Here is a 25,766-nt window from a genome sequence, read left to right as displayed (position 1 = left end):
TGGAGCTTCGGCACATCGTGCCGCGTATGGTGAAATATGTTGCGGTAGGGCGGGTCTCATTTGCCGGTCCAGACGGGGGGCCGTTTCTCGGCGAATGCGCTCGCGCCCTCGCGCGCGTCGTCGGAGACGTAGATCGGCGCGAGGATCTCCTCCTGCCGCTGCCAGCCGTCTTCGGTCTGCCAGTCGATCGTCCGGGAGGCCACCTCCTTGGTCGCGGCCAGGGCCAGCGGACCGTTGGAGACCAGGACCTCGGCCAGTTCGATCGCACCGGCCAGCGCCTCGCTATCGGCGACGACGCGATTGATCAGGCCGAGTTCATAGGCGCGCCGCGCGCTGACCGGTTCACCGGTCAGCAGCAGTTCCAGCGCGACGACGTACGGAACGCGACGCGGCAGTTTGAGCACCGCGCCCCCGCCCGCCACCAGACCGCGCTTGACCTCGGGCACACCGAACTTCGCCGTCGACGCGGCGACAACGAGATCGCATGCGAGCAGCAGTTCGAACCCTCCGGCCAGCGCCCATCCCTCGACGGCGGCGATCAGCGGCTTACGCGGCGGTGTCTGGGTGATACCGCCGAGGCCTCGTCCGGGCAGGTCCGGACGTTCCCCACGCAGGAACGCCTTCAGGTCCATGCCGGCGGAGAACGTGCCGCCGGCGCCGGTGAGGATGCCCACGCTCAGGCCGTCATCGGCGTCGAGTTCGTCCATGGCCGCAGCGAGGGCGTGGCCCGCCGCCCCGTCCAGGGCGTTGCGCTGGCGCGGCCGGTTGATCGTGACGATCAGGATGCGGCCCCGCCGCTCGACCAGGACGACGGGTTCGCCCGCGCCGGACGGTGAGTCGTCGGTACTCATGCCCGCGCCCGTCACTTCGGCTGCATCCGGACGGCGCCGTCGAGGCGGAACGTCTGCCCGTTGACATAGGAGTTTGTCAGCAGATGCGTTGCGAGCGCAGCGAATTCCGCCGGGTCGCCCAATCGTTTGGGAAAGGGAATGGTGGCGGCCAGGGAATCGCGCATCTCGGTCCCCCAGGCGCGCATCGGCGGCGTATCGAACAGGCCCGGTGCGATGGTGTTGATGCGAATGCCCGCGGCGGCCAGGTCGCGGGCGACGGGCAGGGTCAATCCCACGATGCCCGCCTTCGCCGAGCCGTAGCCCGCCTGACCGATCTGTCCCTCGAACGCCGCGACGCTCGCCGTGGTCACGATGGCGCCGCGGCCGCCGTCGGCATCGGGTTCGTTGCGGGACATCGCGGTGGCGGCCAGCCTGATGACGTTGAACGTCCCGACGAGGTTCAGCATCACGAAGTTCGTATAGGACTCCAGCGAATGCGCGGAGCCGTAGGAGCCGTCCCGGCCGATCGTGCGGCCGCCGAGGCCGCCGCCGCCCGCGCAGCTCACCGTCGCGCGCAGCGGTGCGAGTGCGGTCGCGGCCTCGACGGCGGCGATGACATCCGCCTCGCTGGTGATGTCTGCGTGGGCGTACTCGACGCCGAGTTCCGCGGCGAGTTGTTTGCCCCGCTCGTCGTTGACGTCCAGGATGAGGACCTTCGCGCCCTCGTCCTTCAGCCGCCGCACGGTGGCCTCGCCCAGGCCCGACGCGCCTCCGGTGACGATCGCGGATGATCCGCGCAGTTCCATCAAGACTCCTCCTGAAGAGTTGGTGTCGTATTGTGGACTCGAGAGAGTCTCAAATCTAACCTAGTGCACTAACTTAGAGAGTAGTCCAACGGCAGGTGCGCATCAATACCCTCCCGTAACGACCGCGGATTACCCACGGCCACTGTCGGTCTCTTTCATAGTTGGATATGAGGTACATATGAGTTACGAAAATCGCCGCTCGGTCGGCCTGGCCATTCCGAATATGGGCACGGATTCTCCGGACACGGTTCGGGACCTGCCCAGGATCGCCGAGGACCTCGGCTACGACAGCGTGTGGGTCACCGACCACCTCGTCGGCCTGCGCGCGACCGATGATCTCTACGGCTCGCACTGGATGGAGGCGCTCACGGCGCTGACCTGGGTCGCCGCGACGACGACAACGATCCGGGTCGGCACCGGCGTCCTGGTGGTCCCGTATCGGCACCCCGTCCTCACCGCCAAGATGCTGGCCACCGTGGACGTGCTGAGCGGCGGCCGGCTCGATGTCGGCATCGGAACCGGGTGGAGCAGAACCGAGTATCGGGCTGTCGGCGCGGGGGACCTGTTCGCCGAGCGGGGCGCCGCGACGGACGAGGCGCTGGATCTGATGCTCGCCTGCTGGCGCGGCGGCCCGATCGAACACGACGGGCCGCATTTCCCGGTCCGGCACGTGCAAGTGCAGCCCCGGCCCGCACAACATCCACATCCGCCGATCTGGGTGGGCGGCAACGGTCCCGCTGCCATGCGCCGCGCCGCGCGGATCGCCGATGTCTGGCATCCGTGGGACCTGACTCCGGCGGAGCTGGCGGAGCAGGGGCATCGGCTCGACGACATTGCCGGGCGGGCCGTGGCACGGTCCATCCGGCTCAATCTCGACGAGGCGGCGCTGGACCGCATCGACGATCTGGTGGACGGTTACCTCGAGGCCGGTGCGGTCCGGGTCGTGGTGGAGTTCCGTGGCCGGAACGGTCAGCAGGCGTGTGCGCTCGCGCAGCGTGCGGCGAAAGCGTTGTTCGGCTGAGATCTTCGGCATTGGAGACACCGGGGTCCCGGCGGCGGAACGTATTCCGCCGCCGGGACCCTCGTTCCGCCCGGCCGGTATGGTCAGCCGACCGTCTGCCCGGTGGTCCGGCCGCAGATCGGCTCGGCGCCCGGCAGCGGCTGGAAGGCATTGCCCTGCAACTTCACGATGTAGATACAGTTGCCGGGCCCGGTGCCGACGCTGACGTTGCCGATCTGGCTGAAGTCCAGCTTGGACCCGGTGTAGAGCCCGCCACCGTCGTAGTCGTGGATACCTCGTAGCGCGGCGACGAACTGTTGCTGCGTCGGGTTCGCCGGTGCGGCGCGCAGACCGGCGATGAAGGCGTCGGCGAGTAGCCAGCCGTAGTACTCGGCGGTGGTGGGTGTTGTGGTGATGCCGGAGTATCGGCGCATCGCGTCGAGCACCGCCTTGGTGGCGGGAGTGCCCAATTCCACGGGTGCGATGAACGAGGTGAAATCATCGCCCTGGGCGGCCTGGACCGCGGGGGGCGACCCGAGCAGATCGTGGCCGTAGCCGGTGAGCACGACCGCCGCCTTGATGTCGACATGCAGTTGCGCGAGCTGACCGAGCAGGCTGAAGGCCGTGTTGGGCAGGATGGGCAGGAAGACGCCGTCCGCGCCGGAGCGCTGAATGCCCAGGGCGATGGCCCCGATATCGGTCGAGCCGATCGGCAACGAGGTGTTGGTGTAGCTGACCTTCAGGCCCGTCGCCGCGGCTCCGGCCAGATGCGCCTTCACGGCGTTCGCCGAGGCCGCGTCGGGGTAGCCGACTCCGGCCACCGAGGTGACGCCCTGCGAGCGAAAGAAGTCGCCGTAGGTGGTTGCGACGGCATAGTGCGGGTTGTAACTTCCGGTGACCGAGAACATGTTGGTGTAGGCGGGCTCGCCGAACTGCGGGGCGCTGGATCCCTCACCGAGGTAGGGGATCTTGTGCTGGTGCAGGAAGTTCACGGCATTGCTGCCGTCGGCGTTGTCGCCGATCACCGCAAACGCCTTGTCGTTCTGCACGAGCGTCTGCGCCGCGGACAGTGTGCCCGCGCCGGTGGAGGTGGTGTCGGCGACGGAGTAGGCGAGCTTGTGCCCGTGCACGCCGCCCTGATCGTTCTGCAGGTCGAACCGGGCCTTGATGCCCTTCTCGGCTGTGTCGAAACCCGAGGCGTACCCGCCGGTCAGATCGGCCATGAGGCCGACCGTGATCGTGGAACCGGGGGTGGTGCCACTGCCGGCGGAATTGCTACAGGCCACAACGGAACTGGCTGTCAGCGCTAAGAGGAGCGCGGACCCCAGGAGCTTTTTCATCGTTGATGCTCCCATGTGATGCGGCCCGGGAGGGCCTCGACTGTGTTGCTTCTCATATATAACCAGGATAGTTATGATGAGGCAAGGATCGATCGGATCTTCACTATCTTCGCTAACTAGGTTAGCCTTGTCGAGCAGAATCTTCGGAGGTGGCGATGGACGACGACAATGTTGTGGCTCGAGTGGAAGGGTCCGTCGGCGACGAGGCTCCGTTGCGTGGGCGTGTGGCCTGGGTGAGCGGCGGTGCCAGCGGAATCGGAGCCGCGACCGTGGCCCGGCTCGCTGCCCTCGGTGCGAGCGTCGGCGTGCTCGATCTGGCCTCGCCGGCAGCTGCCCTCGGTGCGGACGCCCATCGGGTCTGTGATGTCGGCAGCGCGGAGTCCGTGACGCGCGCGACCCGGGAACTGACCGAGGTGCTGGGCCCGCCGGACATCGCGGTGACCTGCGCGGGCATCTCCGCGTCCGCGCCGCTGCACGACTATCCGCTGGAGCTCTGGCAACAGCTGATCTCGGTCGATCTGACCGGCACCTTTCTGGTCGCCACCGCGGCATACCGGGCCATGGTGGCCGCTGGCGGCGGCAGGCTGGTGCTGGTGACCTCGGATTCGGCGGTGCGGCCGCTGCCGGGACAGGGCGGCTACTCGGCGGCCAAGGCGGGGGTCATCGCCCTGGCCAAGACCTTCGCCGTCGAGGGCGGGCCGCGCGGCATCACCTCCAACGCCGTCTCACCCGGCGTGGTGGACACGCCTTTGACGCGCAATCGGTGGCGCAGCGTGGAGGAATTGGCGGCGGCCGTCGAGGCGTCACCGGCGCGAAACCTCATGTCGGCGGTGCTCGATCCCGGGGAGGTGGCCGCCGCCATCGCCTTCCTCGTCCATCCGGACAGTCGCCACATCACGGGCCAGACGCTGCACGTGAACGCGGGCGGAGTACTCGCGTGAGCAGGCCACCGCTGGGCATCGCAGGGGCGCAGCTCATGACGACGCGGAGGGGTGAGCGAGCGTCGATGGAGTACACACCGGGCCTCCGCTGGCGCCGGAGCGCAGGAGAGGCGTGAGCGAGCGCGGTGAGTGGCCGATCAGCGAGGCCGAGCCGCCGCGAGTGCTGGAGCGAAGAGGCGGCATGAGCCGGTGATGGCGTTGACAGGCAACGATTTCGAGAGACAACAGGGAGAGACGATGACGGACGACGATGGCGTTTTCGTGGTGACGGGTGGCGGTTCCGGCATCGGCGCGGCGGTGTGCGAGGAGTTGGCGAAGACCGGGGCGCGGATCGCCGTCCTGGACCGCGACATGGAGAAGGCCGAGATGGTCGCCGGCGAAACAGGCGGCACGGCATACGAACTCGACGTCACTGACGAGCAGGCGGTCGAACGGACCTATCGTGGCCTCGGACCGATCCGTGCCGCGGTCAACTGTGCCGGTTTCTCGTTGCTCCAGCCGATCGTGGCCACCCCGCTGTCCGAATGGCGCCGCATGACCTCGGTACACCTGGACGGCACCTTCCTGTGCCTGCGAGAGGCCGCCGCCTCGATGATCGAACACGGCATCCCCGGATCCATCGTGAACATCGCCTCGGTCAACGCCCAGTTCGCCCACCGCGGCCTGGCCGCCTACAGCGCCGCGAAGGCGGGCGTCGTAATGCTCAGCCGGGTCGCGGCACTGGAACTGGCAACGGCGGGCATCCGCGTCAACTGCGTAGCGCCGGGCATGGTGGTCACCGGAATGAACAGCTGGCGCATGCAGGACGAGAGTTTCGTATCCACCTGGTCCGGCGCGGTACCCCTGGACCGGGTAGCGGCGCCAGTGGATATCGCCAAGGTCGTCACCTTCCTGACCAGCCCCGACAGCGGGTGGGTCACCGGCCAGACGATCGTCGCGGATGGCGGGGTGTCGCTACGAGTCGAGCCGAAGGTGACCGGCGACGAGAGGTGGATGCCCGAGACCATGCTGGCGGCCCGGCAGGCCGACGACGCCGAGCGCCGCTGACGATCGGCCGGCACGAGCATCCGAGAGGCGCGACCCTCCATGATCGGGTCCATACACGCGACGAGGTCCGGTGAGGATTTCACCCTCTCACCGGACCTCGTCGGTTGCCGCGCCCCTCAGCCCTCCGTGCCGAGGTAGCCGCGCAGCGCGTGCTCCTGCGCCTCGGCCGCGGGCCCGCGCCAGGCGACCGTGCCGCGTTGTAGCATCAGGCATTCGTCGGCCAGCGACAGGGCTCGGTGCACGAACTGCTCGATGAGGATGATCGCCGCGCCGCGCTCGCGCATCGCGGCGAGCGTGGCGAATACCAGGTCGACCATCTTGGGGGCGAGGCCGAGTGAGAGTTCGTCGGCGACCACCACGGCGGGGGTCACCGCGACGGCTCGGCTCATGGACAGCATCTGCTGCTCGCCGCCGGACAGTCGTCCTGCGAGCTGTCGCCGCCGCTGCTCCAGGACGGGGAATGTCGCGTAGACCGTGTCGAGTGCGGACTGGCGGTCCCGTCGCGGCAGCGTCAGGGTTGCCAGCCGCAAGTTCTCGGCCACGGTGAGAGAGGCGAAGACTCCTCGGCCTTCGCTGAGATGTAGTAGCCCGTGCCGACGGATCCGGTGTGCGGGGGCATGCGTGACGTCGACACCGTTGATGAGGACGTGGCCCGCGCTCGGTCGCACGAGCCCCGAAACCGCGCGGGCCAGTGAGCTTTTCCCGGCGCCGTTCGCGCCGAGCACGGCGACGGCCGAGCCGCGGGGCACCTCGAGGCTGACCTGATGCAGGGCCGCCGCCGGGCCGTAGCGTACGTCCACGCGGTCGAGAACCACCGCCGGAGTGCTATCGGTCGTACCGTTCACTGGTCCTCCTGCTCGGTAATGGCCTCGCCCAGATAGGCGGCCCGGACTCGGGGGTCGGCGGCGATGTCCGCCGGGGTCCCGTGCGCGATCATGCGGCCGAAGTCCAGGACCGCGACCCGGGCGGACAGGCCCAGGACGAGTTCGACATCGTGCTCGACCAGGAGTACGGCCGGACCGTCGCGCTCGACGATCTCCCGCAGCGTGCCGGCCAGGCGCGTGGTCTCGTGGGAGTCCAGTCCGGAGAACGGCTCGTCGAGCAGAAGTACCGCGGGGTCGCACGCCAGGCTCCGTGCGAGTTCGATCAGGCGGCTGGTACCGAGTGGCAGGCCGATCGCCGGGCCGTCGAGCAGGTGCTCGATTTCCAGCTGGGCGGCGAGCTCGGCGATCCTGCCGGCTTCCGGTGCTGGGGCGCGGCGGAAGGCGCCACCGGTCAGCAGGTCGCTCCACAGTCGACGGTGGGCGAAGCGGACACGGTAGGCCAGTTCGAGATGCTCGCGGACTGTCAGTCCGGTGAACAACTCCGGATGCTGGAACGTCCTGGCCATTCCGGAGCGGGCCCGGCCCTGGGCGCTGGCCCGGGTGACGTCCCGGCCATCGAGCAGCACCGTGCCGCCCTGCGGTGGGCGTAAGCCCGACAGCACGGCGAACAGCGTGCTCTTCCCGGCGCCGTTGGGCCCGACCAGCCCGGTGATCGTGCCTGCCGCGACCTCGATATCGACCGAGTCCAGCGCGAGTAGTCCGCCGAACCGGACGGTGATATCGCGGGCCGCCAACCGGGGCGGGGGTGCTACGGATGGGGTGTTCATCGGGCGACCTCCGATCGCTCGGTCGACGGCTGCACCGGGACGGGCGGATGTGCGGGGGATGGCGCGGTCGTCCGGCCGCGCAGCAGCCGCCCGACCAGCCCGCGCAACTGCCGCGCATGCATCGCCACCACTCCGTCGGGGTTGGCCACGAGCAGCATCGCGCCGATGCCGAAGCCGATCGAGGGCAGTTGGGCCCATTGCCCGGACAGATATGTCTGGCATACCGCGGGCAGGATCGTGAAGATCAGCCCGGCGATCACGGCGCCGGTGACGCTGCGGACGCCCACGGTCACGACGACGGCCAGCCAGACCAGACCGCCAACGGTCGAGAACGACTTGGGCACGGCCGTACCGGAATACATCGCCGCCAGCGCGCCGCCGATCGCGGCGACACCGGCGCCGAGCCCGCTGACCAGTACCTTCGACTGCACCACGCTGAGTCCGATGGTCCGCGCCGCCGACGGGCTGGTCCGCACCGCGCTGAGCGCCAGACCCGCGGTGGATCTGCGCAGATTGACGGTGATCGCACCGAACAGCAGCAGGATCGCCAGGCACAGGTAGGCGAACGGCAGATCGTCGGTGGCGAAGCCCGGCCGGTCGAGGGTGACTCCCGCGCCGTACTGGTCGAAGACGTTGAGCGTGAAGACGATCATTTCGACGAGCAGTCCGAGGCTCAGCGTGACGAGGCTGACGAACAGATCGCCCAGCCGCAGCGTCGCCAGCGCCACTAGCACCCCGAGGACACCCATGCCGACGGCGGTCACCAGCACAGCGGGCAGCAGCGCCCAGTGATGGACGGTCACGAGTTGCGCGGTGGCGATCGCGCCGCCGCCGGCGAAGGTGGCCTGGCAGAGCCAGATCATGCCGCCCTCGCCGGTGACCAGCACATACGACAGGAAGATCACGGCGAACGCCATGCCCTGCGCGACCAGCCCGAGCCAGTACCCGCCCAGCACCGCGGGCAGGATCGCGAGGATCAGCATCGGTACGAGGCCGGACACGGTGCCCAGTGCGCTGAGGTGTCGTGACTGGTATCCGGCGGACGCCACGACCCGGCCGGTCGCCGCGGCGCCGGCCGCGGGCCGGATCGCCTGGTCGAGGCTGCCGCCGTGGACCTGGTCGCGGGTCTGTCCGCCGCGCCAGGTGTAGACGGCCAGGAAGACGAGAATGAACGCGAACGGGATGCTGGGCAGTACGGCCGCGGAGAAGCTGCTGCTCGGCGGCAGGTATTTCTGCACGATGTCGGTGACCAGTCCGATCAGCAGCGCCACTCCGACCGCGACCGGCAGGCTGCGCAGGCGGGCGGCCACCACGGCAGCGAAGGCGGCGGCCATCAGCGTGGTCATGGCCTCCACGGTCAGGCCGTTGGTGGGTGCGACGAGGATGCCCGCGAGCCCGGCGAGCACGCCGGACAGCGCCCACACCGAGACGCCCACCCGGCTCGGGTTCACCCCGGACATCGAGGTGAGGGCCTCGGAGTCGACCAGCGCCCGCACCCGCAGGCCCGCACTCGTCCGGGTGAGGACGAGGGATCCGGCTACCACGACCACGAGTACCGCGGCGTAGGTGTAGATCTGGTTGAGGTTGACCACCGCGCCCAGCACGGAGAACGTGCGCGGCGGGGTACCGCCCAGGCCCGGTGCCTGGGGTATGGCCGTGTTGCCGAACAGCACGATGGTGAGGGGCGGCAGGGCCACGCTGAGCCCGATCGTCGCGACGATCCGGATCAGCTGCGGCTGATCCCGCAGGCCGCGGAACAGCAGCGCCCACAGCACTGTGCCCAACGCGGGCGCCACCACGAGCAGTGACACCACTGCTGCGGCCGGTGTGGGCCACGCCAGCTGGACGTTCAGCCAGTAGTAGACGCGGGCCACCACGTACGCCATCGAGCCGAAGGCGAAGTTGATCAAGCCTGCGGACACGTAGGTGACTACGATCCCCGCGGCCGCGATCGCGTAGATCGAACCTAGTGCCAATCCAGCGAATATGTATCCGAGCATGCGATTCCGATTCGTGCAATGGACCTGTGGACGCCACCCTGCGGCACCCTGAGTGCGGGGAAGCCGTGGGCGGCAAGGGCGGAGGGAGGTGACCTCCGTCTCTTCCTGGACCCTCGCACGGTTCGATGCCTCTAGTCAATGGTAGATAACCTAGTAATCTATGAGTACTATGTTGGACAACTGGAGGTGCACCCTAGATGTTGCCGAGAACGATCTTCACCGAGGACCACGAGGACTTCCGGGCGCTGGCCCGATCCTTCTTCGAGAAGGAGTGCGCGCCGCACACCGCGCAGTGGGAGCGCGACGGGATCGTCGACCGGGAGGTGTGGCGCAAGGCGGGCAGTATCGGCCTGCTCGGCTGGGAGGCGCCGGAACGCTTCGGCGGCACGGGCATTCGTGACTACCGCTACAACGCCGTGCTGACCGAGGAGTTCATCGGCGCCGGGTGCGCGGGCTTCGGCTACGCGCTGCACAACGACGTCATGCCGCCCTACCTGCTCGACCTCACCACCGAGGAACAGCAGCGGCGCTGGCTGTCGGGCTGGGTCAGTGGTGAGCTGATCACCGCGGTCGCGATGTCCGAGCCCGGGGCGGGCTCGGACCTCAAGGCCATCGGCTCGACGGCCGTGCGCGACGGTGACCACTACATCCTCAACGGATCCAAGACGTACATCACCAACGGCATCCTGTCCGATCTGGTCGTCGTGGTCGCCAAAACGGATCCGGCCGCCGGTCACCGAGGAATCAGCCTGCTCGCAGTGGAACGCGATATGCCCGGCTTCACCCGCGGTCGCAACCTCGCCAAGGCCGGTATGCACGCCCAGGACACCGCCGAACTGTTCTTCTCCGACGTCCGCGTGCCTGCCACCAACCTGATCGGCCAGGAGAACCGCGGCTTCTACCACCTGATGACCGGCCTGCCCCAGGAACGCCTGGGCTGCGCCGTCCACTCGGTAGCCGTGATGACACGGGCGCTCTCGCTGACCGAGGAGTTCGTCCGCACCCGCCGCGTATTCGGCACCCCCCTGGGATCGCTGCAGAACACCCGATTCGTCCTCGCGACCGTCGCGACAACCCTGTCCGCCGCCCGCGCATACGTCGACCGAGCCATCGAACTACACATCGCCGGCGAGCTGTCCAACACCGAGGCCGCCGCCCTCAAACTGTGGACCAGCGAACGCCACGGCGAGGTCGTCGACGCGTGCCTGCAACTGTTCGGGGGAGCGGGTTACATGGACGAATACGAGATCTCCCGGCTGTGGCGCGACAGCCGGGTCCAGCGAATCTACGCCGGAACCAGCGAGGTCATGCGCGAGATCATCGGGCGAGAACTGAATTTGGCGCCCTAGGTTGAGATGGCGGTGGCGGCAGCGACCGCCGGACCGGATACCGATGTTCGCGCGCCGCCCCGGCATACACGCCGCCGCTTGCCCCGCCACCGTCGAGGCCGTCTTGCAGGCCGTGGCCCCCGAGGAGCGCTGAGCCCGCACGGGGGAGGCCGCCGCAGAACCTCCGGCACAACCCAGATGGCGAACCAGCCGAGTCGAGTGCTGGTGCGGTACCGAAGGATCAGGAATCGAGTGGGGCGGGGACGAAGGCGCGCTCGAAGGTGGGGATGATCTGTTCTGCCCGTTCCAGGGCCAGGCGTTCCAGTATCGACTCGGGTGCGCCCGCGGCCGCGCGGACCTGTCCGAACAGCGCGGCGTCCTTCGCGATCAATTGGCGTGCGTGCTCGGCGAATTCGGCGTCGCTCAGCAGGCGGGACGCGATGGAGTTCAAGGCCGCGCTGCCGGCGCTGCCGACACGGAGCACCTCCATGGCCTGCACCGGGTCCAGGCGGAGGCGTTCGGCGATTTCGATTGCGATGCAAGCCAATCGGCCGGTGGCAGCGCCCAGCACATTGTTCAGCGTCTTCATCGTCTGGCCCGCGCCCAAGCCGCCCACGTGGACGATCCGCTGGGCATAGCACGACAGGACCGGGCGGACCCGTTCGACGTGCTCGACCTCGCCGCCGATCATGACGGTCAGGGTGGCGGCGAGGGCACTCGCGCGGGCGCCGGTGACGGGGGCGTCGACCAGGGCCAGCCCGGCCGCCGCACACGCCGCGGCCAGCTCGCGACAGGTGTCGGGCGCTATCGTGCTGTGCACGACGACGACGGACCCGGAGCGGGCGCCTTCGAGGATTCCGTCCGGGCCTGTTATCACCTCCCGGACATCGGCGTCGCCGAATACGCAAAGGCCGATTACCTCACTGCCTGCGGCGAGTTCCGCGGGGGAGGCGGCGCTGGTCAGGGTGGTTTCGCGGAACTGGTCGAGTTGGGCGGGGCGCCGGGCCCAGACCGTGGTGGGGAAGCCGTTCGCGGCGATGTGGCCGACGATGGGGCCGCCCATATCGCCGACGCCGATGAATCCGACGGGCGTCGTGCCGTTCGCCGTGGTATCCACTGTCGCACTGTGCATCTCGTCGTTCCTTTCGCCGGGCAGGGTGGTGGTGCAAAGGTCGATGGCAAGCGGTCCGCAGGCTCGCGCCGAACGGGGTGCGCGGCGGGCTTGGGTCGGGCGCCAACGCGGCCGTGCAGGGAATCCCTTGCACGGCCGCGCAGCCGACGTGGTAACTCGCGAGCCGCCGACTTGCCGACGTTCGGCGGCACGGACAGCTGCCCACGACCGGACGTCAGATCCGTTGGGAGGTAAGCAACATCGCGCCCGCGATGGGGCCGCCGCCGTTACCGACCGCGGCTACCCTCGCGCCGCTGACCTGCCGATCCCCTGCGGCCCCGCGCAACTGGAGCACGGCCTCCTCGATGAGACCGAAACCGTGCAGGCGTCCGCCGGACAGTTGCCCGCCGCCGGTGTTGAGCGGCAGCTCACCGTTCAGCGCTATGCGGGAACCGCCCTCGATGTAGGCGCCGCCCTCTCCGGGCTCGCAGAATCCCATCGCCTCCAGCCAGGCCAGGGTCAGGATGCTGAACCCGTCGTAGAGCTGGGCCACGTCGACGTCGGCGGGGGTGAGGGTGGTGCGGCTCCACATGTGCCCGGCGGCGCCCGTGGCGGCCATCGCGGTGAGGTTCTCCTGCTGGTCCCAGGAAAACCGTTGTCCTACAGCGGTTCCGACCGCCTCGATATAGACCGGCGGCGTCGCGGTGTCCGGGGCGTATTCGGCCGCGGAGATCACGAAGGCGACCGAGCCGTCGATCGGGACGTCGCAGTCGTACAGGCACAACGGCGTGGAGACCATGCGGGCGTCGAGGTACTCCTCGAGCGACAGCGGCTGCCGGTAGATCGCGTGCGGGTTCAGCGCGGCGTGGCGGCGGCAGGTCAGTGGGATCCGGGCGAGCTGCTCGCGCGTGGTGCCGAACTCATGGAAGTGCCGAGCCGCCAGCAGTGCGAGCCAATTCGCGGCCGACGGCGCCCCGAACGGGGTGAGCCAGCCGGCCATACTGACAGCGTCCCCGTCCGGGTCGAAGACCGCGCGGCGGCCGCCCGTGCCCTGGGCGCTGGACTCGGTCACCGTGCGGTAGACGAGCACGTGTCGCGCCAGGCCCGCCGAGACCGCGGTCATCGCCGCGACGAGCGCGCCGAGCTGGCCGGGCAGCTCTGCGGCCCCCTGGAACCAGGTCGGGCGCAGGCGCAGCGCGTCCTGCACGATGTAGCTCGGCGGGCCGCCGTAGCCGTGCGAGGGCACGGCGTCGCCGCCGGGATACGTCGAGATGCCGTCGATGTCGTCGCGGGTCAGGCCCGCGTCGCGGATCGCGGCCAGCGCGGCCTCGACGGTGAGATCGGCAGGGGAGCGGCCCAGGCGACGGCCGGACGCTGAGCGGCCGGCGCCGGAGATGACGCTGTCGTGCTCGAAATGCCGGGTCATGGCGTCACCGGCCGGAACAGCGGGTAGTGGTAGCCGTGGCGTTCGAGAAAGGCGACCTGGACCCGATCGCCGATCGAGACCGACCACGGATCGCAGTCGACGATATTGGTCGTCAGGCGCAGGTCTTCCTGCTCGTCGAGGCCGACCCAGGCGACCACATAGGGCTCCTGACCAGGTGTCCACTGTTGCACGTTGACGGTGTAGCTGAGCACGGCGCCGAGCCCGGAGACCGGCTGCGGGCCGACTCGTGAGCTCAGGCAGCGGGCGCAGACCGGACCCGCGGGATGGGTACGATACCCGCAGTCCGAGCAGGTCTGCACGCGTAGGAGCCCGTCTGCGCCGCTGTGCCAGAAGAATTCGGTGAGCGGGTCCTGCTGTGGGCGTAGCCGATGAAGCAAGGGGTCGGCGGTGACCCTGATGTCGGTGGCGATGATGATCCTCCGAGTCTCAGTTGCCGAAGTTGAACAGCGTGCGGACGTTGCCCGAAAGCATCTGTTCCACTTCGTCATCCGGCACGTCGGCGAGCACCTGCGCGGCCCTGCGCCGCGTATTGGGCCAGTTCGAATCCGAGTGGGGGTAGTCCACCTCGAAGGTGATCCGGTCGATGCCGATCTCGTGCCGGTTCTTCACGCCGTGTTCGTCATCGATGAAACACCCGTAGAAGTGCTTGCGGAACAGCTCCGACGGCCGGGTCTCCTTGTCGATGTCCATGTACCAGCGGTGCCGCTCCCAGGTGTAGTCGCACCGTTCGGTGATATACGGAATCCAGCCGATCCCGCCCTCGGCCAGCACGATCTTCAACTTCGGATGCCGTTGCAGCACACCGGAGAACAGCAGATCCGACGTGGTCCACATGAGGTTCGTGGCGAACAGTGAGATCTCCACCGCGAAGGGCGCGTCCTGCGCGAAACCGGGCGCCAGCGACGACGACCCGAAGTGCAGGCACAGCGGCATGTCCGCGTCCTCGAGCGCGGAGAACAGGTCGTCCCAGTGCCGGGTGTGGAACGACGGCAGCCCCAGCGGGACCGGATTCTCCGGGAAGGTGAGGCCACGGGCACCCTTGCCCGCCACGCGCTCGATCTCCTTGACGCTCGCGCGGATATCCCAGAACGGCGCCATCACCATGGGGATGAACCGGTCGGGCGCGGCGCCGCACCATTCGTCGATGTGAAAGTCGTTCCAGGCCTGGACGCACAGCTCCGCGAGCTCCCGATCGTCGGCCTGCATGAACACCCGCCCGGCGAAGCCTGGGAACGAGGGATAACACATGGCCGCCTTGACACCGTCCAGGTCCATATCCTTGACCCGCGCGGCCGGGTCGTAGCATCCGGGGATCATGTCCTCGTAGCGGACCGGCTCGGTGCCGAAGTCCCGAGGATCCTTGCCCGCCACGGCGTTCAGGCCGATCTGCGGAAAGTTGCGGCCCTCGTAACGCCACACGTGGTGCTTGTTCTCGTCCTCGATGATGCGCGGGCCGACCTCGCGGTACTTCTGCGGGAGACGGTCCTGCCAGACGCGTGGATGTTCGATGAGATGGTCGTCCACCGAGAGGATTTCGTGGTGATTCTGAAGGGGCATGTCCCTCCTCCTTTGTGTTCTATTCAGTACTGCATGGCTTTTCGGCTGAGGCCGGCAGGCGCAGCGTGGCCGTGGCGCTGACGACGACCGTGCCGTCGGCCTGCTCGACGGTGAGTGCGCAGTCCGCGATTCCACCGCCCTCGGTGTCCGGGATCAGTTCGGCGACCGTTCCCCGGATCGTCAGCGTGTCGCCGGCTACAGCGGGGGAGAGGTTGCGTTCGGACAGGGCGACCAGGCAATCGGGATCGCCCGCCCAGCCCGTCGCCAGTGCGGCGAGGTAGGCGCTGAGCAGGTTCGCGGTCACCAGCACGTCGTCGTATCCCTCGGCTCTGGCGAGTTCGACGTCGTAGTGAATGCGGTGGGCGGTCCAGTAGGCGACGCCGAACAGGAACAACGTCAGGCGGGTGGGAGTGTGAGTCGCGGCCGGCAGTTCGTCGCCGACGCGAATCTCGGAGAAGCTCCGGGTCGGCACGCTCATCGGAAGATCACCGTCTGCCGGAAGCGGGCGACGAGTACGTCGTCACCGTTGGTGTACTCGCTCTCGGTCTCGGTGATGACCAGCGGGCCCGACCGGCCCTGCTTCTCGCTCAGCGAGCTCAGTCGTTCGCGGACCGTGAGGACGTCGCCGACCCGCACGGGGGCGAGGATCTCGTAGCTCTGTCCACCGGCCATCGACCGCCCGCGCACACCCGGGACCCCGAGGAAGGGGTACTGGCCGTCCTCCAGCAAATCGGCGAGCGCCACCACGGGGCGGCATGCCGCGTGGAAGAACAGCGGCGGCGTCGGCACCGGTGCGTGTGGATCACCCGGATCGCCCCACTGTTCCGGGCGGCCCCCGGTCGCCGCGACGTACTCGCGCACCTGACGCAGGGACACAGGTTCGGATGTCCAGGTGAACGTCACGGTCCCGATGAGTTCGCGGGCGCGGGCGTCGATCACGGGCCCGCGCTCGTCAGTGCGCACGACTCGCCGCCAGTTCGACCGCTATGCGGTCCGGTGCACCGAGTTCCAGTCGCAGTCCGGCAAGGCGCATCGTGTACACGTGCAGCCCGAACTCGTGTGTGAACCCACGGGCGCCGGACATCTGAGTCAGCTCGGGGACCAGGACCGCGGCCGTCTGCGCCGCGTACGACGCGGCGAGCAATGCGCTCTGCTCGTCGCCGGACCAGGCCGCCTCCCGGGTCATCCATCGGGCCGCCTCCGCCGAGACGGCCGCCTCGGATATCCGATGGCGCAGTGCCTGGAAGGTCGACAGCGGCTTGCCGAACTGCTCGCGAGTGCTCAGATAGCCAGCGGTGTGCGCGATTCCACCTGCGGCGGCGCCGGCGATCTCGGCGGCCAGTGCGAGCCGTCGGCGACGGCGGATCACCTCGGCCGGGACCGCGAGCGGTGTGCCCGCACCTGGGGCGGCGCGCACCCGCGCATAGCCGAAACCGAAGCTCGACTCCATAGGTTCGATGTCGATCTCGCCTGCCTCGCAGATCCGTGTCTCGTCGCCGAGGAGGAGCACTGACGATGCCACCGCGGCGTAGCGCACCGGCCCGCCTCGCCGGCCGTCGAGCACCGGGCCATTACGCCGAGTGTCGAGCACCGCCAGCGGTCCATTGGGCAGGCGGATGTCGTCCGCGGCGACGACCGCTCGCAGCCCGAAGCCCGTCGCGACGCCGAGCTCAGCAAGCCGTTCCGCGATCAGCACCCGATCCAGGAAGGCGGCCGAGTCGAGAAGTCCCGCGGCCGTGAGTTCGGCGTCGAGCCGCTCGTCGTGGCCGCCGGTCCGCGCCACTTGGCGGGCGCGGTCGATACCACCGCACGCCTCGATGACCTCGTCCAACGCGACCAGTTGCTTCTGCTGGCCGGGATCAAGATCGAAGTCCATCCCACTCACCTCCGACCGGACCCGAGCAGGGCCCGGGCCACCATGTTGAGTTGCACCTCGACGCTGCCTCCGCCGAGTCCGGCGATCATCGCCGTCTTGAGTTGTGCGTTTCCGGTCGACCGCCGCGCCAGGCTCTCGTCCTCGAACAGGTCGAGGGCGAGTTCCGCGACGAGCCGTTCGGAACGCACGATCGCGACCCGGGCCTGGCTCACGGCCAGATCCTCCGGCCTGCTCTTGATCCGTTCGTGGATCGCTCGGTAGACCAGCAGCCGCGCGGCGTGGCACGCCGCGTGCGCCTCGGCGAACCGGGTGCGCAGTCCGTCCCGGTCGAGTTCGCCGTACTCCCGCGCGAATTCTTCGAGGCGTTCGGCGACCTGCGCGGCCCGGGCATACCGCGGCCCGCCGATTCGCTCGTGCGACAGCGCTTCCCGTACGACCGCCCATCCCTGGTTCTCCGGGCCGAGCCGCGCCGAGGCGGGGACTCGCACGTCGCGGAAGGTGAGGCGGTTGAACTCGTGGATGTCCAGCACGCCGGGGATCGGTTCGATGCTGAAGCCGGGCGTGTCGGTCGGTACCAGGAATACCGAGATGCCTTGTCCTCCGGTCGTTTCCGGATCGGTGCGCGCGAGCAGGAAGCAGTAGTCGGCGACGCCCGCGTACGAGGTCCACACCTTCTCGCCGTTGATCACGTAGTCGTCGCCGTCGCGGCTGGCGAGAGTGCGCATCGCGGCGAGGTCTGTTCCCGCCTCGCGCTCGGAAAAGCCCTGGCACCAGAAGACATCGCCGCGGCTGATCCGAGCCAGGTGGTATGCACGCTGCTCCGGCGTACCCGCGTTGATGATGGCCGGACCGATCCAGTTCACGTTCATGTACTGGGAGCCGCGCGGTTCACCGGCGGACCACAGCTCCTCGCCGAGGATGATGAACTGCCAGGCCGACGCGTCGCGCCCGCCGTATTCGCTGGGCCAGTGCGGGGTGAGCAGACCGCGCTCACCCAGCGTGCGGCAGAAGTTCAGGACGAATTCCGAGGCGACCTCCTCGCCGGGAATCAGATCGGCCCAGCGTGGGGGCAGCTCCTGTTCGATGATCGTGCGGAGTTCGTGCCGGAATTCCCGGTCGTCCTCGAACCATCCGAACTCCACATGTCCTCCCTGACATCGCGCCGGCCAGGGCCGAGCTTGATGGTAAACGTAGTAAACTAAGATGCACGGAAAATCATCACGTTGGGGGCGTACAGGGGTGTCGTGCGGCCGGTGGGTTTCAGTTCACCGCTGGGATCGATCCCGAACTGCACGATGCTGTTCGACGCATTGCTGTTGACGTAGAGCCACCGGCCGCTCGGATCGATGGCGAAATTGGTAGGAACGTTCACGCCCTGCGTGGCGAAGCCGATAGTGGAAAGCTTTCCGGTCGAATGATCGATTCGATAGCCGGCGACGGACTGTGAGCCACGATTGGCTCCGTAGACGAAATTCCCCGACGGATGCACGGCGATCTCCGAACCGCTGGGGACGCCGGAATATCCGGGAGGTGCGGTCGAAATGGTTTGCAGCGCAGGACCGATCGCACCGGTCTCCGAGTTGTATGCGAAAGCCATGATATTTCCGTCCAGTTCGCCGATCACGTACAGCGTCCGGCTGTCAGGGGAGAAGGCGACGTGTCGTGGACCCATACCCGCCGGGGTGGATATCTCGCTGACCCGTTCCAACTGCCCACCGGACAGGCGGAAGATCTGTACTTGGTCGGTCCCGAGATCGGCCGCGCCGAGGAACCTGCCCTTCGGATCGAAGTCCACGGCGTGCGGATGTGCGGAATCCTGGCGCGGATTCGGGCCCTTGCCGGTGTCCTGGAGTGAGCTGCTCACCGGGCCGAGTCGTCCGTCTTCCCCGACCGGCAGGACGACGTACTGGCCGTAGTTGTAATTGGCGACGACCACATGCCGACCGTCGGGAGCGACCGCTATCTGCGCGGGACTGGTGTTGCCCAGCGACACCCGGTTCACGAAGGTGAGCGTGCCGGTGCGCGGATCGGTCGTATAAGCCTCGACGGCCCCGACGTTCTGCGTGCCGTCCATCAATGCGTAAGTGGCGAAAAGGAATCGGCCGGACGGGTCGATCGCCAGCCAGTCCGGATTGGTGGTGTGCAGTTGCTGCACCTGAGTCAATGCGCCCGATTGCGAATCGAGCCGGAAGACGGTGATCCCGATCGGGTTACCGGGCTGGGTCCCGGCCATGACCGAGTTCGAACAGACGTAGACGTACGTGGGCTCGCCCGTGGGGACGGGTGCGCCGGCCGCGGTCGGCGCACCCGAACCGATGGTCTGCCGCGCGATCATGGCCAGCGCCAGCAGCGCCCCACCGGTCACACCGGCGGTGAGTGCTCCGCGCCGCCCGACGTACCGTCCTGCCGTTTCCCTGCGCTTGGAGTCCAATGATCTTCTCCTAACTGAAGGCGTCGGAAGCGGAAGCGGCCGGGTAGCCGAAGAACCGCTCGAAGTTGTCGTCATTGATGGCGCGCCGGGAGTTCCGTTCACGCGACTGCTCCAACGCGGCCAGCCGGTCGCGGCATGCGGCGACCTCGCCGCCGTCATCCGGTTGCGCACTCGATTCGAGCTTCGCGAGGCGTGCGCGCTGACGGTCGATCTCCTGATCCAGCCGGATACCCGCCTCGGAGTAGGTGAGCAGGTCGTAGTCCTCCTCGTCGGCAGTGTCGCGGCCGTCGAACATGGATTCGGGCATCTCAACCTCCAGGGTCACCATATCAACATAGATAACTACGTGCACTATGTCATCATCATGACAGACGTTACGTGTGGGTGTCGACTACTTCGCCGGGTGCGTGAACAACCGACGCAGGATGCCGGGCGGCGTGACCTCGCACAGGGTGGCGAAATCGAAGCAGCCGCCGCCGCGCGGGCTCTGCTGGACCTCCCAGATCAGCCCCTCGTAGCGGTGGTCCGGCAGCAGTGTGTCGTACAGCCGCTCGTAGTCGTAGTCGTACTCGCTGTAGGGGAGGTCACCGGCTGGGTCGTCACCCACTTCGAACGCCAAATCTGTTGCGTAGGCGATCATTACGTGTAGGCACAACTGTTCGCCCAGCGTGCCCGGCATCGGCCGCAGACCGCACTCCAGGGTCTGCGCCAAGCCGTCCAGTGCGTATGCGAGGCGGCTCAGCGGCGCGGGCCGCATGCTCGACGTGCCGAGGGCGCGGACCTCATCGGCGAGTCGCCGACCTGCGACGGTGAGCAGCAGTGCGGTCCGCGGCGTCAGATCGGGGCCTTCGCACCGCGGGCGCGATCCGTCGCAGTCGCACACCGTCGGGAACGATGCGAGGCCGCCGGGGATGCGTGAGTTGTCGCAGACTCTCTCGGTCTGCCGGTCCTGCGCCGTGGTCCTGTTCACGATGACTCCTCCGGTTTTTCGTACGGAACGGGTCGATCGTGCGCTGTGCTCAGCCGGGCGGGCATCGCGCGGAATACCTATGCGACTACCTATTTTACGCGGCTACGTATGTCGCCGGACGGCTCGACGCCCTGGTGGTGGCCCGGTGTGCGGCCCGAACCGAGTCGGCGTGGTTGAATACATGGCTGAGAAGGTTGACTATGATGGACATGATAGAGGGAGGATGTGCCCGATGGCAGCAGCTCCGGTGAACGGCTACCGGGCCGATGTGCTCCGGCGGCGGATCCCCAAGATGGCCGAGGTGGTGGCCGCGGACCTGCGCCAGCGGATCCTGCGGGGCGAGTTCGTGGAGGGCGATTCGCTGTCGCCGGAGTCGGCGCTGGTCGAGGAATACGAAATCTCGCGCCCGACGCTTCGCGAGGCCTTGCGGCTGCTCGAGGCGCAGCAGCTGATCAGCGTGCGTCGAGGCTCCCACAAGGGCGCGGTCGTCAGCCTGCCCGGATCGGACCTGGCCGTCGATCCGTTCACGATTCTGCTTCAATTGCGGGGCGCGACGCTGAACGATGTCTATCGGTTCCGCATGATCTTCGAGCCGCAGGCGGTGCGCATCGCGGCCGAGAAGGCCTCGGCGCAGGAGATCAGCGATCTGCGTGAGCTGCTGGATCAGGAGGCCCGCGCGCGCCGGGACGCGAAGGTGTTCCCAGGGGTCGCCTGGCGGTTCCATACCGAACTTGTCAGGCTGTCCGGCAACGTCACGATGACGTTGGTCGCCGAGACCCTCGAGCGAATTTCCGAACGGCATGCGCGCACGGTCGCCAGCGAGTGGCCGGATGCGGAAAAGCAGCTGGATCGCGCCTACCGGGCACACAAGAAACTCGTCGGGCTCATCGCCGACCGGCAGGGCGAGGAAGCCGAGCGGTTCTGGGCCAAGCATATGGCTACCGTCGGCAAGCAGCTGATCTCCGATGCGGACCGCACCCGGATCATCGAACTACCCGAGTAGCCGATCGCGGTCCGCGACCCACGCCGCGATCTGGGCGCGTGAGCCGAATCCGAGCTTGACCAGAATGTGCTCGACGTGCGCTTCGGCGGTCCGCGGGGCGATGATCAGTTCCTCCGCGATATTCCGGTTCGACAGACCGCGCGCGACCAGGTGTGCGACCTCGTGCTCTCGTTTGGTGAGTGGAGACCGCTCCACCGGGGCGGGCGGCGTGACCGGGGCGTCGCCGAGCGCGAACGCGAGGGCGTCCTCGACCGGCATCCCCAGACCCGAACCGACGGCGCGGGAGAATTCCTCGTGCGACATGGTCTGCCGCAGCGCCGCCTCGCAGGCGATGTGGGCGTCTGCTGTATGGGGCAGATCGGCTGCGTGCAAACCCATTTCGTGCCAGCGTGCCGAGGCGGCGCCGAGCAGCGCGGCCGCGCGGCGCCGGTCGGTCCCGGCGGTCGCCCACGCGAGGCCCTCGATGCACAGCGCGATACCCATCGCATCGGTGAGTTGGGTCTTCAGTCGTAATCCAGTGCGCAGCAGGTCGATCGCCGCCGCCGCATTGCCCTGGTCCAGGCGGGTGAGCCCGGCCTGCCACAGCGAGTACGACCGGTACCAGCGGTCTCCGGACGTTTCGGTGGTCTCCATACAGCTCGCGTGCACCCGCATCGCCCGGTCGGCGTCGCCCGCACGGCTGAGCGCCATCTGCAACAGGATCCGGGTGCCCAGGGCGCTCGCGAGTTCGCCGTGCGCCTCGAATCCGGGCAGCGCCAGCTCACATTCGCGGACCGTGACTTCGGGATCGCCGGTATACATGGCGTAATTGCCGGTGGCCTCGTGCAGCAGGGCAACCGATACCTGGTCGGCGGCCTCGCCCGTGTCGACGAGCGCGCGCAGCTGCGCCAGGAACGACTCGGTGGCCGGGAGGTCACCCTGCAGCGTGGCCAGCCAGGCGGCCGTGCGCAGTCCTCGCGCCCGGACCGCCGGTCGTGCCCGCGCGGCGCCGAGCAGACGTTCGAGCCAGTGCCGCCCCTCGGCGAGGGCGCCGATCCCGATCCAGTGCTCGCGCAGATGCCCGGCGGCCCGCAGTCCGCGATCGGCCCGGCCGCCCGCGCCGAGGCCGAATTCGAAGGCGGACTGCAGGTTCGCGTGCTCGCGGCGCAGCCGGTCCATCGAGACGCGCTGGATCTCGGTCGCCGATTCGGCCTCCGAACGGATGGCCAGATCGAAGTAGTAGTCCTGATGCCTGCCCAGGACCTGTGCGCTCAGACCGGAATCCCGCAGTCGTTCCAGGCCGTAGTGGCGCAGGCTCTCGAGTGTCGAGTATCGCGCTGCGCCGTCGCGCGCCTCGCGGGTGAGCACCGACTTGTCGACCAGCGACAGCACGCCGTCGAGCACGGCGGCCCGGTCACCGCAGACGGCCTCGGCCGCCTCCAGTTCGAAGCCGCCCGCGAATACCGATGTCCTGGCCCACAGGTCCCGCTCGGCCACGGTGCACAGCTGATAGCTCCATTCGATGCAGCCGCGCAGGGTCCGCTGACGCTCCAGCGCGTTCCGGTTGCCCGAGGTCAGCAGGTGCAGGTGGTCGGAGAGGCGGTCGAACAGCTGCGCGGGGGACAGACCGCGCAGCCGCACTGCCGCCAATTCGAGCGCGAGGGGAATCCCGCCCAGTCCGCGGCAGATGCCGAACACCGCGTCCCGGTTCCGCGCGGTCAACTCGAATCCGGGCGCCGCCACCCGGGCACGGTCCAGGAACAGGGTGACCGCGTCCCACTCCGTGCCGCCGGTCGTGGCCGCCTCGGGTGGCGCCGGCAACGGCGGCACCGGGTAGGTGACCTCACCGAGGACGCCCAGCGCCTCCCGGCTGGTCGCCAGCACATGCAGCCGCGGGCACGCGCGCAGCAGGTCGGCCGACAACGTTGCGCAGGAGTCGATCAGGTGCTCGCAGTTGTCGAGTATGAGCATCGTGCCGCGCCGGGAGAAATGGTCGATCAGTGCGCCGAGGGTGCTGTCCGGGCTCTGGACGTGCAGTCCGATCGCCGTGGCGACGGTGTCCGGGAGCAGTGCGGGGTTGTCCAGCGCGGCGAGTTCCACCAGCCACACCCCGCCGGGGAAGGCGCGGCGCAGCTCGCCCGCGGTGCGTAGCGCGAGCCGGGTCTTGCCGACCCCGCCGAAACCGGTCAACGTCACCAGGCGGGACTCGGCGGCCAGCCGCCGCAGCTCGGTGCATTCCGCGCGACGCCCCACGAAGCTCGTCAGGTCGGTCGGAAGATTGCCGGCCGGACGCCGCTGCTGCGTGGGGCGCGTCATCTCGCGAGTCTAGGCCTTGGGACTCGGCATCAACGCGTCCCACAGCGGTGTGGATTCGCCGCGGTTGCGGGCGCTGAATTCCTCCCAGTACCAGTCCTGGCCGAGCAGTTGCTTGACCCGCGGGATCGCGTCGCCGTCGGGGCCGCTGTAGTAGCGGACCGTGCGGCTGTTGCCGTCGGTGACCATGCGGAACATCACCGCGGCGGTGATCGCCGGATCGGAGCGGACCACATTCAGTGACGCGAACCTGTCCCACGAGGCGAGGTAGTCCTGCGGGACATCCTGCGCGCGATCGGTCTTGCTGAAGATCCGGGTGGCCATATTGCCCGGGAACAGCGCCTTCACCGCGACGCCGAATTCGGCCAGTTCGGCGTGCAGGCCCTCGGTGAGCGACGCCACGGCCGCCTTGGACGCCTCGTATACCGAGGTGTACGGGAAGCCGGCCTCGGCGCTGATCGAGCTGACGTTGACGATGACGCCCGAGCGCTGTTCGCGGAAGATCGGGATGAACGCCTTGTTCAGGGCGATCAGGCCGAAGACGTTGGTTTGAAATTGCCGGTGGATCTGATCCATCGTGGAGGCTTCCAGCGGGCCGGAGTGGAAGTATCCGGCATTGTTGATCAGGGCGTCGACCCGGCCGAATTGGGACCGCGCGAGTTCACCGAACGCCAGGTCGGCCTCCTCGTCGTCGACGTTCAGGAACAGCGTCTTCACGTTCTCGACACCGGCATGCGTGTCCAGATCCGATTCCTTGCGGACGGTCGCCACGACATTCCATCCGGCTTCGGCGAACAGTCGCACGCTCAGATGCCCGAATCCGCTTGCGGTGCCGGTGATGACGATGGTCTTCGCTGACATGGAAAGTACCCCTTTCGGTCGATGGTGCGTTCTCGTATCGAGCTGCCGGAAGCATCGGTCACACTCCGCCTGACTGGTACTCCATACAGGGTCCCAGACCGACCGGATGGTATCCGGGTGTTTTCTAGCCGATCTACGAGATAACAGAATCAGATTCTCTTACTGAGACGATAGCAGAATCAGATTCACTTATCTACCGTGGTTCGTATCCTGTCGTGCGGCGATTCGAGGACCCTGGTCCCGGCCGATCCGCAGGTTCAGATCAGCCGGTCGTTCACCCAGCGCAGGAGGTCCTTCGTGACCTCGTCCCGGTTGGTCTCGTTGAGGATTTCATGTCGTGCGCCCGGATAAACCCGCGTGGTGACATCCGTGAGACCAGCCGTACGCAGGCGTTCCGCGAGCGGTTCGAACAGTGCCAGCCCGCCATTGACCGGATCGTGATCGCCGACCGCCAGGTAGACGGGCAGATCGGGACGAATCCCGGCGACCTGGGCCGGATCGGCGAGGGGGCGGGATCCCGCGAACATCGCTCGCGCCGAGTCCTGGTCGATGCCGAATCCGCAGAGTGGGTCCGCGAGATATGTGTCGACGACCGCCTCGTCACGGCTGAGCCAATCGAAATCGGTCCGTTGTGGCTGGAACGCCGCGTTGAACGCGGACAGCTCCAGTGGCGCGTCGAGGTCGAGGGCGGGCTCGAGCAGGTCGATGGCCGCGGTACCGGTCAGAGCCACCGCGTCGAGCGAGGCGCTGCCGGTCAGGAGGAATTGCTGAGTCGCGAAGGAGCCCATGCTGTGGGCCACGAGTCCGAGACGCAGGCCCGGGTGTTGCGCGCGGATCTGGTCGCCGACCAGGCCGATCTCGGCGACCAGTGCCGCCCAGCCGTCGGGGCCGAGGTCGCCCGGATCGCCGGCGGCCGAGGCGCCGTGACCGCGGTGGTCGTAGGCGTAGACGACGAAACCGGCGGCGGTGAGTTCCTCGGCGAACGGCGCATAGCGAAGCGCGTGCTCACCCATGCCGTGCACGATCTGGACGGCGGCACTCGGGGATTTCGCCGGATCCCAGCGGTACCCGGCCAACTCGTACCCGTTGCGTCCGTGAAAGGCGACTGTGGTGACAGGCATTGATACTCCTCGCCGGTTGGTGTCCGGCAGTGGGGCACGATTGCCACAGCCTGCACCAGCATTGGTAAGACCAAAAGTATAGTCAGACCGGATTGTCTTGGCAATGCCGACGGCCCGGCGACCTGTCATCGGGTCGCCGGGCCGTCCCGGGCGT

General features: G+C 68.1%; 25 protein-coding genes. 5 read left to right on the top strand and 20 right to left on the bottom strand.

Translation table 11 applies throughout. From position 1 onward, the window contains the following. Nucleotides 1-56 precede the first annotated feature (56 nt). Together JZ791_RS03335 and JZ791_RS03330 are read right to left on the bottom strand one after the other, a co-directional pair. Nucleotides 57-851: a crotonase/enoyl-CoA hydratase family protein gene (locus JZ791_RS03335; RefSeq protein WP_216892628.1), complete on the bottom strand. Its 795-nt coding sequence runs from the start codon at nucleotides 849-851 to the stop codon at nucleotides 57-59. Between the two features lie 11 nt (nucleotides 852-862). Continuing rightward, nucleotides 863-1,636 (bottom strand): SDR family NAD(P)-dependent oxidoreductase, encoded by a 774-nt coding sequence (locus JZ791_RS03330; RefSeq protein ID WP_216892627.1) that lies wholly within the window; start codon nucleotides 1,634-1,636, stop codon nucleotides 863-865. A 178-nt stretch (nucleotides 1,637-1,814) separates the two neighbouring features. On the opposite strand from JZ791_RS03330, the gene JZ791_RS03325 reads away from it, so the two are divergent. Beyond that, nucleotides 1,815-2,657: a TIGR03619 family F420-dependent LLM class oxidoreductase gene (locus JZ791_RS03325; protein WP_216892626.1), complete on the top strand. Its 843-nt coding sequence runs from the start codon at nucleotides 1,815-1,817 to the stop codon at nucleotides 2,655-2,657. Between the two features lie 83 nt (nucleotides 2,658-2,740). Here the strand turns inward: JZ791_RS03325 and JZ791_RS03320 are convergent, their stop codons facing one another. Next, a complete protein-coding gene (locus JZ791_RS03320) occupies nucleotides 2,741-3,976 on the bottom strand; it encodes an ABC transporter substrate-binding protein (protein WP_256461797.1) in 1,236 nt (411 codons plus the stop codon). 155 nt (nucleotides 3,977-4,131) lie between these two features. Here JZ791_RS03320 and JZ791_RS03315 point away from each other — a divergent pair, with 155 nt between their 5' ends. Then, the gene (locus tag JZ791_RS03315; RefSeq protein ID WP_216892624.1) at nucleotides 4,132-4,917 is read left to right on the top strand and encodes an SDR family NAD(P)-dependent oxidoreductase; all 786 of its coding nucleotides are present in this window, start codon (nucleotides 4,132-4,134) and stop codon (nucleotides 4,915-4,917) included. A gap of 237 nt (nucleotides 4,918-5,154) precedes the next feature. Further along, complete coding sequence (locus JZ791_RS03310; RefSeq protein ID WP_216892623.1) at nucleotides 5,155-5,964, top strand: SDR family NAD(P)-dependent oxidoreductase; 810 nt, start codon at nucleotides 5,155-5,157, stop codon at nucleotides 5,962-5,964. A gap of 116 nt (nucleotides 5,965-6,080) precedes the next feature. Here JZ791_RS03310 and JZ791_RS03305 read toward each other — a convergent pair whose 3' ends face one another. The 3 genes from JZ791_RS03305 to JZ791_RS03295 are packed head-to-tail and all read right to left on the bottom strand — an operon-like array spanning nucleotide 6,081 to nucleotide 9,591. Then, a complete protein-coding gene (locus JZ791_RS03305) occupies nucleotides 6,081-6,809 on the bottom strand; it encodes an ABC transporter ATP-binding protein (RefSeq protein ID WP_216892622.1) in 729 nt (242 codons plus the stop codon). Further along, nucleotides 6,806-7,615 carry an ABC transporter ATP-binding protein gene (locus tag JZ791_RS03300; protein ID WP_216892621.1) on the bottom strand — a complete coding sequence of 270 codons (810 nt, stop codon included), beginning with the start codon at nucleotides 7,613-7,615 and terminating at the stop codon, nucleotides 6,806-6,808. Before JZ791_RS03300 ends, JZ791_RS03305 begins: the two co-directional genes overlap by 4 nt. Next, a complete protein-coding gene (locus JZ791_RS03295; RefSeq protein WP_216892620.1) occupies nucleotides 7,612-9,591 on the bottom strand; it encodes a branched-chain amino acid ABC transporter permease in 1,980 nt (659 codons plus the stop codon). The genes JZ791_RS03300 and JZ791_RS03295 overlap by 4 nt, the downstream gene beginning before the upstream one ends. Nucleotides 9,592-9,815: 224 nt before the next feature. Here JZ791_RS03295 and JZ791_RS03290 point away from each other — a divergent pair, with 224 nt between their 5' ends. Then, a complete protein-coding gene (locus JZ791_RS03290) occupies nucleotides 9,816-10,964 on the top strand; it encodes an acyl-CoA dehydrogenase family protein (RefSeq protein ID WP_216892660.1) in 1,149 nt (382 codons plus the stop codon). A gap of 220 nt (nucleotides 10,965-11,184) precedes the next feature. Here JZ791_RS03290 and JZ791_RS03285 read toward each other — a convergent pair whose 3' ends face one another. The 11 genes from JZ791_RS03285 to JZ791_RS03240 form a co-directional block, all read right to left on the bottom strand. Continuing rightward, entirely contained in the window at nucleotides 11,185-12,075 is an 891-nt protein-coding gene (locus JZ791_RS03285) for an NAD(P)-dependent oxidoreductase (protein WP_216892619.1), read from the bottom strand. Nucleotides 12,076-12,289: 214 nt separating this feature from the next. After that, entirely contained in the window at nucleotides 12,290-13,480 is a 1,191-nt protein-coding gene (locus tag JZ791_RS03280; protein WP_254205137.1) for a thiolase family protein, read from the bottom strand. After that, entirely contained in the window at nucleotides 13,477-13,878 is a 402-nt protein-coding gene (locus tag JZ791_RS44690; protein WP_254205136.1) for a Zn-ribbon domain-containing OB-fold protein, read from the bottom strand. The genes JZ791_RS03280 and JZ791_RS44690 overlap by 4 nt, the downstream gene beginning before the upstream one ends. 49 nt (nucleotides 13,879-13,927) lie before the next feature. Beyond that, entirely contained in the window at nucleotides 13,928-15,058 is a 1,131-nt protein-coding gene (locus tag JZ791_RS03275; protein ID WP_216892618.1) for an amidohydrolase family protein, read from the bottom strand. 19 nt (nucleotides 15,059-15,077) lie between these two features. Further along, complete coding sequence (locus JZ791_RS03270; protein ID WP_216892617.1) at nucleotides 15,078-15,536, bottom strand: hotdog family protein; 459 nt, start codon at nucleotides 15,534-15,536, stop codon at nucleotides 15,078-15,080. Beyond that, on the bottom strand, nucleotides 15,533-16,021 hold the full coding sequence (locus JZ791_RS03265; protein WP_216892616.1) for an FAS1-like dehydratase domain-containing protein: 489 nt from the start codon (nucleotides 16,019-16,021) through the stop codon (nucleotides 15,533-15,535). The genes JZ791_RS03270 and JZ791_RS03265 overlap by 4 nt, the downstream gene beginning before the upstream one ends. After that, entirely contained in the window at nucleotides 16,011-16,934 is a 924-nt protein-coding gene (locus JZ791_RS03260) for an acyl-CoA dehydrogenase family protein (RefSeq protein WP_216892615.1), read from the bottom strand. Before JZ791_RS03260 ends, JZ791_RS03265 begins: the two co-directional genes overlap by 11 nt. 5 nt (nucleotides 16,935-16,939) lie before the next feature. Further along, nucleotides 16,940-18,076 (bottom strand): acyl-CoA dehydrogenase family protein, encoded by a 1,137-nt coding sequence (locus tag JZ791_RS03255; RefSeq protein ID WP_216892614.1) that lies wholly within the window; start codon nucleotides 18,074-18,076, stop codon nucleotides 16,940-16,942. 56 nt (nucleotides 18,077-18,132) lie between these two features. Continuing rightward, nucleotides 18,133-19,365, bottom strand: coding sequence for a lactonase family protein (locus tag JZ791_RS03250; protein ID WP_216892613.1), 1,233 nt, complete (start codon nucleotides 19,363-19,365; stop codon nucleotides 18,133-18,135). Nucleotides 19,366-19,375: 10 nt separating this feature from the next. Further along, entirely contained in the window at nucleotides 19,376-19,690 is a 315-nt protein-coding gene (locus JZ791_RS03245) for an acyl-CoA synthase (RefSeq protein ID WP_308162744.1), read from the bottom strand. A 66-nt stretch (nucleotides 19,691-19,756) separates the two neighbouring features. Then, nucleotides 19,757-20,335: a hypothetical protein gene (locus tag JZ791_RS03240; protein WP_216892612.1), complete on the bottom strand. Its 579-nt coding sequence runs from the start codon at nucleotides 20,333-20,335 to the stop codon at nucleotides 19,757-19,759. 232 nt (nucleotides 20,336-20,567) lie between these two features. On the opposite strand from JZ791_RS03240, the gene JZ791_RS03235 reads away from it, so the two are divergent. Next, entirely contained in the window at nucleotides 20,568-21,338 is a 771-nt protein-coding gene (locus JZ791_RS03235; RefSeq protein WP_216892611.1) for a FadR/GntR family transcriptional regulator, read from the top strand. Here JZ791_RS03235 and JZ791_RS03230 read toward each other — a convergent pair. The 3 genes from JZ791_RS03230 to JZ791_RS03220 form a co-directional block, all read right to left on the bottom strand. Further along, nucleotides 21,327-23,633: an ATP-binding protein gene (locus JZ791_RS03230; RefSeq protein WP_216892610.1), complete on the bottom strand. Its 2,307-nt coding sequence runs from the start codon at nucleotides 23,631-23,633 to the stop codon at nucleotides 21,327-21,329. The two genes, JZ791_RS03235 and JZ791_RS03230, sit on opposite strands and share 12 nt — an antisense overlap. A 9-nt stretch (nucleotides 23,634-23,642) precedes the next feature. Next, nucleotides 23,643-24,491, bottom strand: a complete 849-nt coding sequence (locus tag JZ791_RS03225; protein WP_216892609.1) for an SDR family oxidoreductase — start codon at nucleotides 24,489-24,491, stop codon at nucleotides 23,643-23,645. Nucleotides 24,492-24,748: 257 nt separating this feature from the next. Continuing rightward, nucleotides 24,749-25,612: an alpha/beta fold hydrolase gene (locus JZ791_RS03220; RefSeq protein WP_216892608.1), complete on the bottom strand. Its 864-nt coding sequence runs from the start codon at nucleotides 25,610-25,612 to the stop codon at nucleotides 24,749-24,751. Between the last annotated feature and the right edge of the window lie 154 nt (nucleotides 25,613-25,766).

Origin of the sequence: Nocardia alni (genome assembly GCF_019038435.1) — a bacterium.
In the GTDB taxonomy this organism is placed as follows: domain Bacteria; phylum Actinomycetota; class Actinomycetes; order Mycobacteriales; family Mycobacteriaceae; genus Nocardia; species Nocardia alni.
Note: the sequence above shows the minus strand (reverse complement) of the source record. Positions and strands in the feature narration are given on the sequence as shown.